Raw genomic sequence first — 16,683 nt, forward strand, 5'->3', positions numbered from 1 at the left:
CAGTTATAGCCCATTATCACCCAGCCGGGGCAGCGGCGAACGAACGATCCGGGCTACCCGACAGGAAAGACAAACCTTGCAACCTCGATCTTTTCCCAATCCCACCCTACCACAAATAATTTTTCGCGTCCTAGCTGACAGCAAAGCGATCGATCTCAGTCAGAGTTTAGCTGATGTTAACTTTCATTGGTTAGAGTCTTTAGAAGAGGTAGTCACTGCAGCAATTAAATTAGCCTAGAATCAGTGATCAGTTCAATTGAAAAAATGGCGTTTTGGGTTTGTTATGTTCTTAAATCTGACACTCCGCACATCTTCATATATTTTTATATATTTTTACATTCCTCAAGATGTTTTTACCAAAAACTGTCATTGTAGAAACTACTATTAAGAACCATTCTCAATAATTGATTTTTCTGAGAAAACAAATTACAATTCTTCACCTTGAGAAAAATCGATCACTCTAGCTATAATCATTGCTGGTAATGGTTTCTAAGCAATGTATTAGGGAAAATTATCAATGGAATGTTAAGAAGTGGGGAAGGTAGGTTAAATGTAAAGTTTTATTGGGAGATGCAACGTTTCTGCCCTGAAACTATATTATTGTCTTTCAAGTAAAAAAAACACGATGTGCAACTAAAAACGACAGAATCAGGGTTACAAAGGAGACTTTATCTCTGCTGATTTCTGAAGACCTTGTAAATCAAGACTAAAAATATGGTTGCACACGGGTTAGGAAAAATATTGCACATTGCCAAATCATGCCAAATCCCAATTTCGATTCAGTGATTGATACTTTCACAATCGACGATCTGTTTTTTCTCCGTTATCAATATCGCGTCTACAAGGAATGGAACAACGATCCCCGTCTCGCCGTTCTGCCTGGCTTCAATCCCGGTGTGACGGGCGCCAGACCCACCAGTGGCATCCGCTTTGTCGATGGCACGGATCAATTGCGTTACCAGGTGGGTGGCGGCATCACCCCCATCTCGGCACCCTACCCCTTGTCCACCACAGATCCGAAATTCATGGCCGGGGCGACAGGCACACTGTTTCGCCGTCTCACCAGCCAGAGCTTCACGCAAGCCACGGGTGGTTTCACGATCAACTTCCAGACGGGAGCGGTCGTCTACGACCAAAACTATACGATTGATTACAGCCTTCGCGGCTCTGCCAATCCCAGCAATCCCCACATCTTTGATGCCAGCCCCAGGCTGATCAGCAATCTGGTTTCCAATCAAAGCGGCAGGACAGCGCTGCAGTTGTTGGATGATCCCTACGCCAGGGAGTGGACCCAGGCCGGCACCCAGGCCGGCAAGCGGGTGAGCCAGAAAAACAACACCCGCCATGAAACCATTCTCACCGGTGGCAATGGGGTGAATGGCTCCAATACTGGGAATCCCCTGCCGAATTCAGGCTTTTTCGCCCTGTTTGGCCAATACAACGACCACAGCATGGATTTTCTCGCCAAGGGCAAGGATGGCAGCCTGCTGATCCCGCTGCTCCCCGGAGACAGCCTTTACACCCCTGGCTCGCCCACCAACTTCATGGCTCTCTCCCGCACCAACACGGTGCAGGTGGAGATCGGCGAGGGCAGCCGCGATGCCCTGGTGGCGGAGCTAGGCCTAGCGGGCTACAGCCGCCCCAGCCAATGGGATGTGGACAATGAGAACGCCGCCATCGGCACCAGCTTCACTGGCACCAGTGGGGGGACCTTGGTACTCAATGAGCAGCTGATCGTGATCAGTGCGGGTGCCACCCTCAACGATATAGTGACCACCATCAACAGCAAGGCGGCCTTCACCGGCGTGGTTGCCTCCACCACCACTAACGGCAGCGGCCAGAGTGTGCTGAAGCTCACCCCACGCAATGGCGAGAGCTTCAACCAGACCTCCGCCTTTTTTGATCTCAACCAGGTCTATGGCTCGGTGGAGAGCCATGCCATTTTCATGCGGGAATACAAGGGCAATGGTGAACTGACGGGCCGGCTGCTCGCAGATCCGCAAAACTCCACCGCCCGCTGGTTTGACCTGAAAAAGAATGCCGAGCGCATTGGCCTGACCTTGCGCGATCGCGATGTGCTGTCTGTACCCCTGGTGGAGATCATCCCCCAGGGCCAGCCCAATGCAGGCCGCTATGCCTTTGTGGTGCTCAACAAGGTGACGGGGCAGAAGAGCTACGTCTTTGATACGGCGGATGTCACGTCCAATCAGGTGCTGGCCAAGGCCGGTTCAGCGTTTCTGATCGATCTGGCCAGTGACTGGAAAGGCTCTCCCCAGCCTGCTGGTAGCGATCCCTTCAAAGCCAACGGTGATCTGAAGGATCCCTCTCGGCTGAATCAACACGCTGTGGGCGGAGATGGGCGCCTGAATGAAAATATTGGTCTCACGGCAATGCATGAGATCTTTGTCACCACCCACAACAATATCCTGTCTCAGATCCAGGCCAATCTAGCCCAGAATGCCGGAAACAATGGTAATAACCAGGCCCTTTCCGGACAAGAGCTGTTTGAAATGGCCAAGCTGGCCAATGAAAACTTCTACCAACACCATGTGTTGCAGGAGTACGCGCGGCGCATTACCCCCAACCTGGGTGCCTTCGCAGGTGCCAACGCGGGCAACAACAACAACGCCGGCTTCAATGCCAGCATCTTGGCGGAATTCGCCTCCAGCGCCTTTCGCTTCGGCCATTCCCAGCTCACCGAAACCGTGGCCCTCACCTCGGTGAACCAGCAAACGGGCCTGGCTAACCCCGGCGGGCAGATGGACATCCCGCTGCTGCAGGCCTTTCTCGCCCCCCAGATCTACACGCGCCACACAGCAGGGCAGATCGCCGCAGGGATGAGCCAGCAGGTGGGCAACGCTACCGATGAATTCATCACCAACACCCTTCAAAACGCCCTGGTGGGCCTGCCCTTGGATCTGGGTGCCCTCAACATCGCCCGCGGCCTGGATACCGGCATCACCTCCCTCAATGAAGCCCGTCGCCAGATTCAAACCTACCTTCGTGACGTACGCACCTCTCCAGGGGGCACCACCGGGTTGGTGCAGGCCAACAATGCCATTGACGCTAACCTGGCGTCCCTGGAGGCCAACCTGCGGCCCTATATCAGCTGGAAGGATTTTGGAGCCCATCTGCTTCATCCCGAATCGTTGAAGACGTTCATCATGGCCTACGCCCGCGATGCCATCCTCAGTGGCTATTCGGGCAATGCCGATCTCTCCTATTGGAATCAACTGCAAGCCAGTTCGGCTCCAGGCGCGGCAGCCACCTACGCCGCCGCCCTCTCCGCTGCGGCGGATTTGGCCATGGGGGATGACGCTTTCATGGGCCTGCTCTACAGCGGCAGCAGCACGGATGCCCTCAATCCCGCAGCACCGGTGAACACGCCCAGCGGCAACTAGGACTTCCAAAAGATCTCCCTCTGGCTGGGGGGATTGGCAGAGGCCAAAACCCCCGGCGGTATGCTTGGCCCGACCCATGATTTCATCTATGCCTACCAGATGCAGCAACTGCAGCGGGGTGATGAAACCTACTACCTGAGCAAGCTGGCTGCCACGGATCTGGTGGAGGAAATCAAGGGCAAGACGGTGGCCGACATGGTGATGGCTGCCACGGGAGTTAAGCATCTCTACCACAAGATCTTTGCGGTGAATGATGCTGATTATGAGCGATCCCTGCAAAGCTTCAACACCTATTCTTCTGAAGCTTTATTGCTTGAGGCCACTCAGACGGTGGTGGATGTCACCGGAACTCAACGGCTGGTGGGCAGGGCTGGCTATGTGAATGGCGTGCTTGTCGGCAATGGTGGCAACTACCTTGATGCCCGCGGCGTGTTCAGTCCCAACGGGGAGGGCAAGGCCAGTGAGCTCTTTGGCGGCACCAACGGCTCCGATCAATTCAAGGGCTTGGCTGGGGATGACTGCATGTGGGGCGATGGAGGCGCGGACACCTTCTGGTCCGGCGATGACAATGACTTTGCCGATGGCGGTGAAGGAGATGACACCATCTACGGTGAAAACGGCTTTGACATGTTGCGTGGGGATGCCGGCAACGATCAGATTTATGGCGGCACTGGCAACGACGATATGTATGGCGGAGAGGGCAACGACAGCCTCTTCGGTGAGGATGGCATCGATGATCTCAACGGCGGCAATGGCAACGACCTGGTCTCCGGTGGGCTGGGCAACGACCAGGTGAAGGGACAGGCGGGTAACGACACCCTCATCGGCGGACAGGGGAACGACACTATCACAGGGGGGGAGGAAACGATCTCTTCACCTTCAACGAGGCCCCAGGTCTCAATGGGGTGGATCAACTGCGGGACTTCAACTCCAGTCTGGACCAACTGGTCTTCGACAAGAACGTCTACGCAGGCCTGAGCGGCTCCACCCTTACCGCAGCCCAGCTGCGGGCGGAGGCCGGGGCAACGGTGGCCACCACGGCAAGCCAGCGCTTCATCTATAACCTCTCCAACGGTGATCTGTTCTTTGATCCCGACGGCACTGGCGTTGTCACGCCCACGCAGATCCCCAACCTGAACCGCTTCAATCCGGCTTTTCCCTCGGATGTGGCGTCGGCCAACGCGGTCTTCCCCAACCTGGTCAGCAGCAATTTCTTGCTGATCTGAGCGGCCTTGGAAGCGTAATAAATTACGGCGGTTGCTTTATTCGTCTGGCACAGCTAATTCCTTAGTGGAGAATGTACCAGACCAATCCTGAATCCGCCGTAGTTATTATGACCAACTTATAGTCATTTCAGATAAGTCTGATACACTCTAGACCAGTTAAACCCTTATGGGCTCTTCCAGGTTCTGTGTGATAAGTTTAACTTACATAGGATCGATCTTTGTGTCCTCTGTGTCTCTGTGGTTCCCTCCACTCCCTCGCCAGCAGGACTGTATCTCAGAATACATTTTACCCACCAAATCCAAAAGAGCCCCTTATGAACTCTGGCATTGATATTCTCAATCTTAATTGAAATGACTATAATTCCCTGGGAAAAATTTGAAGAAGAATACGCAAAAAGCTTCCCTGAAAATAAGGGGGCGCCCGCCTTACCATTTAGGGTGGCATTGGCATCATTAATTATTCAATAAAGATTAGGAATAAGTGATAGAGAAACCATCGAAGAAGTTAGGGAAAACCCTTACCTCCACTATTTTATTGGGCTAAAAAACTATCAAATAGAAGTCCCTTTTGATGCCAAAATGATGGTATATTTTCGGAAAGGAATTAACTTAAATCTCCTTAACAAAATTAACCAAGAAATGGTGAAAAAAGGACGAGAAATTCTCGATGGCAAAGAATCTGGTGCCAGAGTGGACGGTGAGCTTGTCGAACCGCAGAAGAGGGAGGAGAAGAAAGTGAGACAGTGAGTCAGACGTGAGACATTTCTTTTGCCTCTTGCATGAGTGACTCTTGCCTTCAGAACCTGATTACTGTTTACTGTTTACTGACCACTGAAAAAAACTCCCATCAACAGTGTCTCACTGATTACTGTTTACTGTTTACTGATTACTGTTTACTGTTTACTGAAACAACTCCCAACACTTAATATATGAAATGGACAGATAAAGATCAGATAATTATGCAAGGGATCGATCGACCCCTAGGCAAATATTATGCGGCACGATTGAAAGCTCAGGGAACCTGTTTAGTAGCCGGGGTGGCTAGTGGCCACGGTGGTGAGATAATCGCAGAGATACCAGTGTTTGATCTAGTGGCCGAGGCCGTTGCTGAAGCCGGAGAAATCAAGACCAGTTTAATTTTAGTCCCCCCCAATCAAGTCCTAGATGCGGCCTTAGAAGCGATCGCAGCAGCAATTCCCCAATTAATTATCGTCACCCCCGGAGTTCCCCCCTTGGATCTGGTGGAATTATTAAAGATAGCTAGTACCACCGGGACATTAATTCTCGGCCCCGGCAGCCAGGGTGTGATTATTCCCAATTATCTTTGGTTGGGTATTTGTGAACCCAGTTTTTATCAATCGGGGACAATCGGTCTGATCACCCGTGGCGATCGCATAGGGGATGAAGTGGCGAAAACTTTAACAGCAGCCGGTTATGGTGAATCTATGGCGGTAAATTTGGGTACTGACGGCATTATTGGCTCCAATTTGTCCCAATGGTTGCAGGTTTTTGAGGAAGATGACAATACCGAGGCGATTCTCCTCGTCAGTCAGGTGGGAGGAAAGGCCGAAATCGAGGCAGCCAAATATATTGCCTCGGCGATCGAAAAACCAGTGATTGCCTATCTTGTCGGGTTAAATACAGCGATTGAAACCAATTTCGGCGATACAGAAACAATTATTTCTAACCAACTTTCCTACTCTGTTGCCGCTAAGAATACCAGAAAAGATAGCTTACGTCATTTTCAAGAAGCTGGGGTGACAGTGGTGGAAAAATTGGCCGATTTACCCAGCTCTTTAGCTAAAGTCTTGTCCTGAATTTGACCCCATTGCTCCAATAATATTTATAATCTGACAATATTCTGCGAAAATAAGCACCTAACAGGATGTTTCACCCCCATCCTGCCTAGGGGATTTTCGATGACAATTCCTGAGGGCTATTATATCATGGTAGATCACCTGTGATTCCTCAGACCGGCCAAGATAAAGACGGCAACAGGCAAAAATTAGGAAAAATCAGCGACAATCGAAACGGCAAGATCAAAAAAAATTCTATTCTAGATTGACCCTTTCAGCAGACCAACTATCCCACCCTTCTAGACAACGACCCTAAGGATAACTTCTATGGCGCAACAAAATAACCTAAAAACCGACAATATACACCAAATCGATCCCTATTGGGGTCCCCGATGGCTCGTAGAGGAGCGGGACGCTTGCGGAGTCGGTTTTATTGCCGATGTGCGCGGTTCTGGCAGCCATCAACTGATTGAACAGGCCCTTTTAGCCTTAGGTTGTTTGGAACACCGGGGAGGCTGCAGCGCCGATCAGGATTCCGGGGACGGTTCCGGTATGATGACCGCTATCCCCAGAGATGTCCTCGCTCCTTGGTTCGCCGAAAATGGCTTAAATATGCCAGAATCTGAGCGTCTAGGGGTGGGTATGGTCTTTCTTCCCCAAGCGGACCAAGAACGCGCCGAGGCTAAAGCACATATCGAGGAAATTGTCAATAAATATAATATTAAGATTTTAGGCTGGCGTGCTGTTCCCGTCCATCCCCAAGTCCTCGGAAGACAAGCAAGGGAAAATCAACCCTACGTCGAGCAAATTCTGGTGACTTCCCCCGATTTAGCCGGTTCTCAATTCGATCGCCTACTCTATATTGCCCGTTCTGAAGTCGGTAAGCAACTGGCCGATGATTTCTATTTCTGTTCCTTTTCCTGTCGCACCATTGTCTATAAAGGCATGGTACGGGGCGAAATCCTGCGAGAATTTTATCTAGACCTGCAAAATACCGCCTATAGCAGTCAATTTGCCATTTATCACCGTCGTTTTAGCACCAATACCCAACCGAAATGGCCCCTCGCTCAACCGATGCGCTTATTGGGTCATAACGGCGAAATTAACACCCTTTTGGGCAATATTAACTGGATGTCGGCCCGGGAACCCGCTTTAGAAACGGAAGGTTGGACCCACGAAGAATTACAATCCCTGACCCCCATTGTTAACCCCGCTAACAGCGACTCCTATAACCTCGATAGCGCCCTAGAATTATTGGTGAGAACCGGTCGCAGTCCCCTAGAAGCAGCTATGATCCTAGTGCCGGAGGCCTACAATAATCAGCCGGATTTACAGAATTATCCCGAAATTATCGACTTCTACGAATACTATAGCGGTTTACAGGAACCCTGGGACGGTCCGGCTTTACTGGTATTCAGTGACGGGGGAATCGTCGGCGCTTGTTTAGATCGCAACGGTTTGCGACCGGCCCGTTATAGCATTACTAACAATGGTTATATCGTCGTTTCCTCGGAAGCGGGAACTATTCCCCTCGATGAAACCACCATTATCGAAAAAGGTCGTCTCGGCCCCGGTCAAATGATCGCAGTAGACCTAGAAAAAGGCGAAATTAAGCGTAATTGGCAGATTAAACAGGAAATTGCCCGAGCTAATCCCTACGGTGAATGGGTGAAATCCCAACGCACCTTGATTGACAAAGAAACAGCGATAGACATTCCCGCTCCTAGTCATCTCCTTCCCCTGCAAACCGCTTTCGGTTATACTGCCGAAGATGTGGATCTGATTATCGTTCCCATGGCAGAACAGGGAAAAGAACCGACTTTCTGTATGGGTGATGACACTCCCCTAGCAGTCCTCTCCAGTAAACCCCATCTTCTCTACGATTACTTTAAACAACGTTTTGCCCAAGTTACTAACCCCCCCATCGATCCCTTACGCGAAAGTTTAGTCATGTCCTTGACTATGTATCTGGGACGACGGGGCAATATACTTAAATTAGGGGTTGATGACGCACATTTACTGAAATTAGACTCTCCCCTGCTCAATAATGCGGAATTAGCCAAAGTTAAAACCTCTAGCTACAGAACAGCCGAACTTTCTACCCTTTATGATCTGACCACCGGCCCCCGGGGATTAGAAACAGCGATCGCTCATTTGTGCGCTGAGGCCGCCAAGAAAGTAGCATCGGGAGCGGAAATTTTAATTCTCAGTGACAGGACTGCTTCTATTGACGAAAAAACTAGCTATATTCCCCCTTTATTGGCCGTTGGTGCCGTCCATCATCACCTGATTCGCTCACACTTGCGTTTAAAAGCTTCGATCGTGATCGACACGGCCCAATGTTGGAGTACCCATCACTTCGCTTGTCTAATTGGTTATGGCGCTTCCGCAGTCTGTCCCTATCTGGCCCTAGAAACGATCGCCCAGTGGTGGATCGAGCCAAAAACCCAGAAATTGATGGAAAACGGCAAATTAGAAGCTATTAGCCTCGAAAAAGCCCTAATTAATTACCGCAAATCCGTAGAAGCAGGATTACTGAAAATCCTCTCGAAAATGGGTATTTCTCTCCTATCTTCCTACCATGGGGCGCAAATTTTCGAGGCGATCGGATTATCGGCAGATTTAGTTAAACTAGCTTTTAACGGTACTACCAGTCGCGTCGGGGGTTTAAGCATTGCTGAGGTGGCCCAAGAAGCGATCGCATTCCATAGTAAAGCTTTCCCCAATCTTACCGCCAAAAAACTAGAAAACTACGGTTTTGTCAACTACCGTCCGGGGGGAGAATACCACATGAATTCCCCGGAAATGGCGAAAGCACTCCATAAAGCCGTGGCCGCTCACTCCCAGGGTCAAGGATATGACCATTACGAAACCTATCGTCAAATCTTACAGCAAAGACCCGTTACTGCATTGCGCGATTTATTAGAATTTAACAGCGATCGAGCTTCAATTGCCATCGAAGCAGTAGAATCGATCGAAAGTATCCTGCAACGCTTCTGCACAGGGGGAATGTCCCTCGGTGCCTTGGGCCGGGAAGCACACGAAACCCTAGCGATCGCCATGAATCGCATCGGAGGTAAGTCCAATTCCGGAGAAGGGGGAGAAGATCCGATCCGTTACACCAGCTTAAGCGATGTGGATGTAGAAGGACATTCCGTGACCATGCCCCATCTAAACGGCTTAAAAAACGGTGATACAGCCAATTCTGCCATTAAACAGATAGCTTCGGGTCGTTTTGGAGTCACTCCCGAATACTTAATGAGTGGAAAACAGCTAGAGATTAAAATGGCCCAGGGAGCAAAACCGGGAGAAGGAGGTCAATTACCCGGGAAAAAAGTCAGTCCCTATATTGCCATGTTACGGCGATCGAAACCGGGAGTAACTTTGATTTCTCCCCCTCCTCACCACGATATCTACTCGATCGAAGATTTAGCACAATTAATCTACGATTTACACCAAATTAACCCCCGGGCCAAAGTTTCCGTCAAATTAGTGGCCGAGATCGGTATCGGTACAATTGCGGCCGGAGTTGCCAAAGCTAACGCTGATATTATCCAGATTTCCGGTCACGATGGTGGTACAGGTGCATCACCCCTAAGTTCGATCAAACACGCGGGTAGTCCCTGGGAATTGGGAGTGACGGAAGTGCATCGGATGTTAATGGAAAATCAACTGCGTCATCGGGTGATTTTGCGTGCAGATGGGGGACTGAAAACCGGTTGGGATATCCTCATGGCTGCTCTGATGGGTGCGGAGGAATTCGGTTTTGGTTCCATTTCCATGATTGCTGAGGGGTGTATCATGGCCCGCGTCTGTCACACGAATAATTGCCCTGTGGGAGTCGCTACCCAGCAGGAACGTCTGCGAGCTCGTTTTCCCGGAATTCCCGCTCATGTGGTCAATTTCTTCACTTTGGTGGCTGAGGAAACGCGGCAATTATTGGCGAAATTAGGCTATCACAGTTTAAATGAGGTGATTGGCCGGGCAGATCTGTTAAAAGTGCGCTCCGATGCTCGTTTAACTAAGACAGAATCCCTCAATCTCGATTGTTTGTTGAATTTACCCGATGGCCGTAGCGATCGCTCTTGGTTGCAGCACGAGGAAGTACATAGTAACGGTGCTGTCCTCGATGACGAGATTCTAGCCGATAGCGAGATTAAACAGGCGATCGAGCAACAGGGAACCGTCAGCAAAACCTACAGGATTGTCAATACCGATCGCTCTGTCGGGGCGAGAATTGCGGGGGTAATTGCCCAAAAATACGGTAATGATGGCTTTGAAGGCGAAATTAAGCTCAATTTCCAGGGTGCGGCTGGTCAAAGTTTCGGAGCATTTAATTTACCCGGTGTCAATCTCCATTTAGAGGGAGAAGCTAACGATTATGTGGGTAAAGGCATCTACGGCGGCGAAATTGTCATCGTACCGCCCCAAAACGCCAATTATCAGCCCGAAGATAACGCTATTATCGGTAATACCTGTCTCTACGGGGCCACCGGTGGGGTATTATACGCTAATGGTCGCGCTGGTGAACGCTGTGCTGTCCGCAATTCCACTGCAAAAGCAGTTATCGAAGGGGCCGGGGATCACCTCTGTGAATACATGACCGGGGGGGTAATTGTCGTGCTTGGTTCCGTCGGTCGCAACGTCGGCGCCGGGATGACGGGAGGATTAGCTTATATCCTTGATCCGTCCCTACCGGAGAAACTTAACCCCGAAATTGTCAAGATTCAACGGGTTGCCACGGCAGCCGGCGCTGAACAGTTAAAATCTTTAATTGAGGCTCATGTAGAACGCACTAATAGCCCCAAGGGTAAGTTAATTTTAGCTAATTGGGATAGTTATCTGGGTCAATTCTGGCAAGTGGTTCCCCCCTCGGAAGCGGATAGTCCCGAAGCGCAAATTAGCGCGGAGAAAACCTTAACTTCGGTGTAATTTCTTTGGGGTGCGTTACTCTTGGTTAACGCACCCATTGATTAATTTTTTGACTGCGGAGTTGATTAATGGCCATCCCCACCACCTATACTAGCTATACCCAAGCACAAGAACATTTTATTCAGGTTTTAGAAAAAGTAGAACTGGGAAACTCGATCGTTATTGTCCAACGTCAGGGTCATCATGATGTGGCCTTGATTGCTGCTGACGAATTATCCGCTTTATTAGAAGAGGTTTATCTTTTGCGCTCTCCAGCTAATGCTCAACGACTTTTTCAGTCCTTAAATTGGTCACAAGAAAGATTATCTCAGACAGCTGCCACCACTTCTCTAGAAGAATTACGTCAAGAATTGGAGACCGAGATTGAGCAAGAAAAAGCCGCAGAAGTCTGAAACCGAAATTGTGCGAGTTTTTACTCAATTATGCCTAATCTAGTATCTCCAAATTGATTATATCGGGGCATATTAACATTAATTATCTAGACTACAGTTTTTATCGATGCATAAGTCGGAACATTTGGTAAAATTAAGGATATATTTACTTTGGCTATCTCTGGTGTCATCATTTTGCAATGACAAACGAAAAACTCAGATTTATCGATCTTTTTGCTGGTATTGGAGGATTTAGATTAGCTTTTGAGAGCGTTGGTTATGACTGTGTATATTCTTGTGAAATAGACGATAACTGTCGAAAAGTAGGAAAACGAGCCGGATTTAGAGATACAAGGGGAACTCTATTTTTTCCCATCTGCGAAATAGTAGAATTAAAGCAAGATACAAGCAATCAATCAATATTTAGCATCTTCTTAACCTCATCTAGAGAATAAGTTTGACTATCTTTTTCTTCTTCTTTTGCCTGTATTAAATCTTCCAAATCCTCTAAGTCTTCTAAGATTTCTTTAATTTTCACAAACTCCTCATAAGTTAAAACAGCAAATTCTTTTTTGCCATTTTTGATTAAGAATTCAGGATGTAATTCAATCATTGTTTTCTCCTTAATTTAATTGTAGATATTTTAAAGTGATTTCTTCAACCTCAAATAGAATTCGATAGTTACCCACCCTTAAGCGATAATTAGGCGTAAAATTCTTTAATTGCTTGACATCTCCTTGTAAATTATCCTTCATTGCTTCAATTTTAGCCATAATTCTAGTCCGATCTTGAGAAGAAAGTTTTTCTAAGTCTTTGATAGCTCTAGGCTTGAATTGAATTTGATATTTCACATTATACCTCTTGCATAAATCAGAGAAATTGAAGATTTCTAATTTTGGATTTTGGATTGAGGGATTTAGGACTTTTACCAGAGATATATTAATTGTACCTCCATCAGGTTGAGGTGGGCTATCAAGCTCAAATAAAACAGCTTATAGTGATGGGGAAACCCCACTTATATATTATGTTCCAAGGCAGAGCCTTAGAACAAGCAGTAGTAGGACAAAATTAACTTCTTGGTTAGCACAGACACCCATGCACTCAGACAAGAGCCTTTGAGGGTTCAAAAACGGCACAAATAAGGATTAAATAGCATAAAATATGTAAATAGACTACTTAGTTAATTATTATTCATTCCTAATTCTCCTGACGACCGACTCCTAACCCTAACAACAATTTTTAGTTTTCACAAGACTCCTAATGAATCCCCTCGTCAATTATTTTCGCAACCTGCAAGAAATCCACTCCTCCCAAGCAGCAGTAAAGGAAACCTCCTACTACGGCACTCTCGAAACTCTCCTCAACGAAATCGGTAAAACCCTAAAACCGCGAGTCCGCTGCATTATCAACCTCAGAAATCAGGGTGCAGGATTGCCGGACGGGGGACTTTTTAACGTCGATCAATTCCCCAAAAATCAAGAATTAGAACCTTTTACGGCGATTTTTCCCGAAAGAGGCGCGATCGAGATTAAGGGAACCAAAGAAGATATCAAAAAAATCGCCGCCAGCGAGCAAGTACAAAAATACTGGCAAAAATACGGTCAAGTATTAGTCAGCAATTATCGCGATTTTCTGCTCATCGGTCGCAATAGCCAAGGTCAACCGGTAGAATTAGAAGCCTATAGTTTAGCCCCGTCAGAAGCCGAGTTTTGGCTAAAAACCTCAAATCCATCCAAATTTGCCGCCGAACAGGGTGATAGCCTCTTAGAATACCTAAAGAGAGTGCTTTTACAGGCGGCTCCTATCACCTCACCGGCTGATGTTGCTTGGTTCCTCGCTTCCTATGCGCGCGACGCAAAAGCACGCTTAGAACATCATTCCGATCTTCCCGCTCTGGCCAATATTCGTCAAGCTTTAGAAAATGCCCTAGGTATCAAATTTGAACAGGAACAGGGAAATAAATTTTTTCGTTCTACCCTCGTGCAAACCCTCTTTTATGGTTTATTTTCTGCTTGGGTATTATGGCACAAGCAAAACCTCAATCGCGAGGATAATTTCGATTGGAAATTAGCAGCCTACTATCTCCATGTTCCCATGTTAGCGATTCTTTTTGAGCAGATCGCCGCACCGAGTAAGTTAAAATCTTTGGGATTAGTAGAAGTCTTGAACTGGACCGGTGCAGCTTTAAATCGAGTGCGACGAGAGGAATTTTTTCGTCAATTCGATGAAGGACAAGCGGTACAGTATTTCTATGAACCATTTTTGCAAGCTTTTGATCCCGATTTACGCAAAGAATTGGGAGTTTGGTACACTCCTCCGGAAATTGTTCGCTATATGGTAGCGCGAGTCGATCGAGTTTTACGAGAAGAATTAAATATCGAGGACGGTTTAGCTAATCCCGATGTTTATATTCTCGATCCTTGCTGTGGAACCGGCGCTTATTTAGTCGAGGTTTTGCGCTATATTACCGATACTTTACAGGAAAATGGCGCGGGTGCTTTAGCCATGGCTTTGGTGAAAAAAGCAGCCATAGAAAGAATTTTCGGTTTCGAGATTTTAACCGCTCCTTTTGTCGTCGCTCATCTACAATTAGGTTTATTCCTGCAAAGTTTGGGTGTACCTTTAATAGAAGATAGTGAACGCGTCGGGGTTTATCTGACTAATGCTTTAACCGGTTGGCAACCCCCAGACGAGGAAAGCAAACAGAAAATTCAACAGCTACAATTAAATTTTCCGGAGTTAAATAAGGAACGAGAGGCAGCTGATGAAGTTAAGCGCGGTAAACCGATTTTAGTTATTCTCGGTAATCCTCCCTACAATGCTTTTGCTGGAACCAGTCCCGCAGAAGAAGCAGGTTTAGTGGAAGTGTATAAACAGGGTTTGATCTCCGATTGGGGGATTAAAAAGTTTAATTTGGATGATCTCTATGTGCGCTTTTTTCGTTTAGCAGAAAGATGTATCTCTGAAAATACCGGTAAAGGAGTTGTTTGTTATGTTTCTAATTTTTCCTATCTCGCTGATCCTTCTTTTGTGGTGATGCGGCAAAGATTTTTACAAGAATTCGATCGTCTTTGGTTTGATTGTCTCAATGGTGATAGTCGGGAAACGGGAAAGTTAACCCCTGAAGGTAATCCCGATCCTAGTGTTTTTTCTACTCAATACAATAAGGAAGGGATTCGAGTCGGGACAACTATCGGACTAATGGTAAGAAAGGAAGTAAGGAATAAAAATGTTGATGTCTATTTTCGCCATTTCTGGGGAGTTGCTAAACGAGAACAGTTATTAGATAGTTTAAACAATCAAGATTTTGATGCTTTTTATCAAGTCTCTAACCCAGAACAATCTAATCGTTATTCTTTCCGTCCCTCCGATGTTTCCTCTCACTATTTAGCATGGCCAAAGTTAACAGATTTATGTAAAGAACCACCTAGCAATGGATTAATGGAAAAAAGGGGAGGAGCATTAATTGATATTGATAAATCAAGTTTAGAAACAAGAATTAAAATGTATTATGATACTTCGATAACATGGGAAGAACTGAAAACATTAAAAACTGGATTAACGGAAGATGCTAGTGGATTTGAAGCTAAAAAAGTACGTTTAAAAGTTCAAAAATTAGAAGGTTTTCAACAAAATAACATTATACGCTATTTACTTCGACCTTTTGAAGTTAGATGGTGTTATTACAGCAAGATTAGTCCTTTATGGAATCGTTCCAGACCTGATTTATGGTCACAATGTTGGGAAGGAAATTCATTTCTTATGAGTCGTCCAGCAGGAGTTGCTAATCCTGAAGGGATACCAATATGTTATACACAATTGTTAGGAGATAATGATTTTCAAAGAGGTCATGCTTATTATTTTCCTATGCGATTACGTCAAAACTATTCAGAAAAAGTAAATACAGAAGATAATACTCAGGGAAAATTATTCGATTCCAGTGACTTTAATACTTCTCAAATAACAGCTAATCTCTCGGAGAAATCTCGTCAATACTTAAAGCAAATTGGTATTAATAATCTCGAGGAAAATATCGAGAATGCCTCCTTAATTTGGCTGCACGCATTAGCGATTGGTTACTCTCCCTTGTATCTTCGGGAAAATGCCGACGGTATTCGTCAAGACTTCCCAAGAATTCCCCTTCCCAATAGCCAAGAATTATTAATTAAATCTGCCGAATTAGGACAAGCGATCGCCTCTCTTTTAGACACAGAAAACCCCGTTATAGGAGTGACAAAAAAACCGACCCCTGCACTGCAAAAAATCGCCTTGATTTCCTGCACTGATGGGGGAAATTTAAACCCAGACAAGGGAGATTTAATTATTAACGTCGGTTGGGGACACGGGGGTAAAAATGGTGTGACGATGCCGGGTAAAGGAAAAGCGATTGCCAGACAATATACAACCGCAGAAATCAGCGTAATTAGCCCAGAAATGCGAAAATTATTAGGAACGACCACCTATGATATTTATCTCAACGATCGAGCCTATTGGCAAAATATACCGGCCCGGGTGTGGGAATATACCATCGGGGGTTATCAAGTTATTAAAAAATGGCTAAGTTATCGCGAGGAAAAATTATTAGGACGGGGATTAACTATCGCAGAAGTGCAGGAAGTAAGCGAGATGACTAGAAGAATTACTGCGATTATTCTCCTAGAATCAGACCTAGATGATAACTACCAAAATATCAAAACAGCCGTGTATTCTTTTTAATTCAATGATTGAAACCTGTCATTTCCTAGAGTTAAGTAGATAGTCGTTAAAAATTATCAGATTCCCCCCTTAATAAGGGGGGAGTAAGGGGGGATCGGCACACCCCTTAATAAGGGGGGCAGGGGGGAGCTGCACCCCCCTTATCAAGGGGGGCAGGGGGGATCAAAACTAAAATCGATTGGTATTAGGTGAACTGGACTCAGAGCAGTTATCAAAAGTTGAAGATGTTTGGCTTTTTTGA

The 16,683-nt window shown here is 46.8% G+C and carries 10 protein-coding genes and 2 pseudogenes; 10 read left to right on the forward strand and 2 right to left on the reverse strand.

All coding sequences use genetic code 11. The annotated features are described in order from the left end of the window. The 9 genes and pseudogenes from IM473_RS11055 to IM473_RS11095 form a co-directional block, all read left to right on the forward strand. Positions 1–238 (forward strand): annotated as a pseudogene (locus IM473_RS11055) (ATP-grasp domain-containing protein); the annotation flags it as partial. A 520-nt stretch (positions 239–758) separates the two neighbouring features. Beyond that, positions 759–3,401 (forward strand): peroxidase family protein, encoded by a 2,643-nt coding sequence (locus IM473_RS11060; protein WP_287659408.1) that lies wholly within the window; start codon positions 759–761, stop codon positions 3,399–3,401. Positions 3,402–3,434: 33 nt separating this feature from the next. Further along, positions 3,435–4,379 (forward strand): calcium-binding protein, encoded by a 945-nt coding sequence (locus IM473_RS11065; RefSeq protein ID WP_287659409.1) that lies wholly within the window; start codon positions 3,435–3,437, stop codon positions 4,377–4,379. 50 nt (positions 4,380–4,429) lie between these two features. Continuing rightward, positions 4,430–4,627: a hypothetical protein gene (locus IM473_RS11070; protein ID WP_287659410.1), complete on the forward strand. Its 198-nt coding sequence runs from the start codon at positions 4,430–4,432 to the stop codon at positions 4,625–4,627. Between the two features lie 354 nt (positions 4,628–4,981). Further along, positions 4,982–5,278: pseudogene (locus IM473_RS11075) on the forward strand (transposase); the annotation flags it as partial. 278 nt (positions 5,279–5,556) lie between these two features. After that, positions 5,557–6,444: a succinate--CoA ligase subunit alpha gene (locus IM473_RS11080; protein WP_287659411.1), complete on the forward strand. Its 888-nt coding sequence runs from the start codon at positions 5,557–5,559 to the stop codon at positions 6,442–6,444. A gap of 306 nt (positions 6,445–6,750) precedes the next feature. Beyond that, a complete protein-coding gene (gene gltB, locus IM473_RS11085) occupies positions 6,751–11,355 on the forward strand; it encodes a glutamate synthase large subunit (RefSeq protein ID WP_287659412.1) in 4,605 nt (1,534 codons plus the stop codon). A gap of 68 nt (positions 11,356–11,423) precedes the next feature. Further along, positions 11,424–11,747: a type II toxin-antitoxin system Phd/YefM family antitoxin gene (locus IM473_RS11090; RefSeq protein WP_287659413.1), complete on the forward strand. Its 324-nt coding sequence runs from the start codon at positions 11,424–11,426 to the stop codon at positions 11,745–11,747. A 179-nt stretch (positions 11,748–11,926) separates the two neighbouring features. Further along, positions 11,927–12,181: a DNA cytosine methyltransferase gene (locus IM473_RS11095; RefSeq protein WP_287659414.1), complete on the forward strand. Its 255-nt coding sequence runs from the start codon at positions 11,927–11,929 to the stop codon at positions 12,179–12,181. On the opposite strand, the gene IM473_RS11100 is transcribed toward IM473_RS11095, so the two are convergent. Then, positions 12,139–12,339 (reverse strand): hypothetical protein, encoded by a 201-nt coding sequence (locus tag IM473_RS11100; RefSeq protein ID WP_002778483.1) that lies wholly within the window; start codon positions 12,337–12,339, stop codon positions 12,139–12,141. The genes IM473_RS11095 and IM473_RS11100 overlap by 43 nt on opposite strands. 10 nt (positions 12,340–12,349) lie before the next feature. Further along, a complete protein-coding gene (locus tag IM473_RS11105) occupies positions 12,350–12,577 on the reverse strand; it encodes a type II toxin-antitoxin system RelE family toxin (protein WP_287659416.1) in 228 nt (75 codons plus the stop codon). A 409-nt stretch (positions 12,578–12,986) separates the two neighbouring features. Here IM473_RS11105 and IM473_RS11110 point away from each other — a divergent pair, with 409 nt between their 5' ends. Next, positions 12,987–16,442, forward strand: a complete 3,456-nt coding sequence (locus tag IM473_RS11110; RefSeq protein ID WP_287659418.1) for a type ISP restriction/modification enzyme — start codon at positions 12,987–12,989, stop codon at positions 16,440–16,442. The last annotated feature ends 241 nt before the right edge of the window (positions 16,443–16,683 follow it).

The organism is Microcystis sp. M015S2 (assembly GCF_020245945.1).
In the GTDB taxonomy this organism is placed as follows: domain Bacteria; phylum Cyanobacteriota; class Cyanobacteriia; order Cyanobacteriales; family Microcystaceae; genus Microcystis.

What these genes read in the sequence shown, in the direction of transcription:
- IM473_RS11090 (WP_287659413.1), top strand. Translation starts at nt 11,424, where the DNA reads ATGGCCATCCCCACCACCTATACTAGCTATACCCAAGCACAAGAACAT.
- gltB (WP_287659412.1), top strand. Translation starts at nt 6,751, where the DNA reads ATGGCGCAACAAAATAACCTAAAAACCGACAATATACACCAAATCGAT.
- IM473_RS11100 (WP_002778483.1), bottom strand. Translation starts at nt 12,339, where the DNA reads ATGATTGAATTACATCCTGAATTCTTAATCAAAAATGGCAAAAAAGAA.
- IM473_RS11095 (WP_287659414.1), top strand. Translation starts at nt 11,927, where the DNA reads ATGACAAACGAAAAACTCAGATTTATCGATCTTTTTGCTGGTATTGGA.
- IM473_RS11110 (WP_287659418.1), top strand. Translation starts at nt 12,987, where the DNA reads ATGAATCCCCTCGTCAATTATTTTCGCAACCTGCAAGAAATCCACTCC.
- IM473_RS11060 (WP_287659408.1), top strand. Translation starts at nt 759, where the DNA reads ATGCCAAATCCCAATTTCGATTCAGTGATTGATACTTTCACAATCGAC.
- IM473_RS11080 (WP_287659411.1), top strand. Translation starts at nt 5,557, where the DNA reads ATGAAATGGACAGATAAAGATCAGATAATTATGCAAGGGATCGATCGA.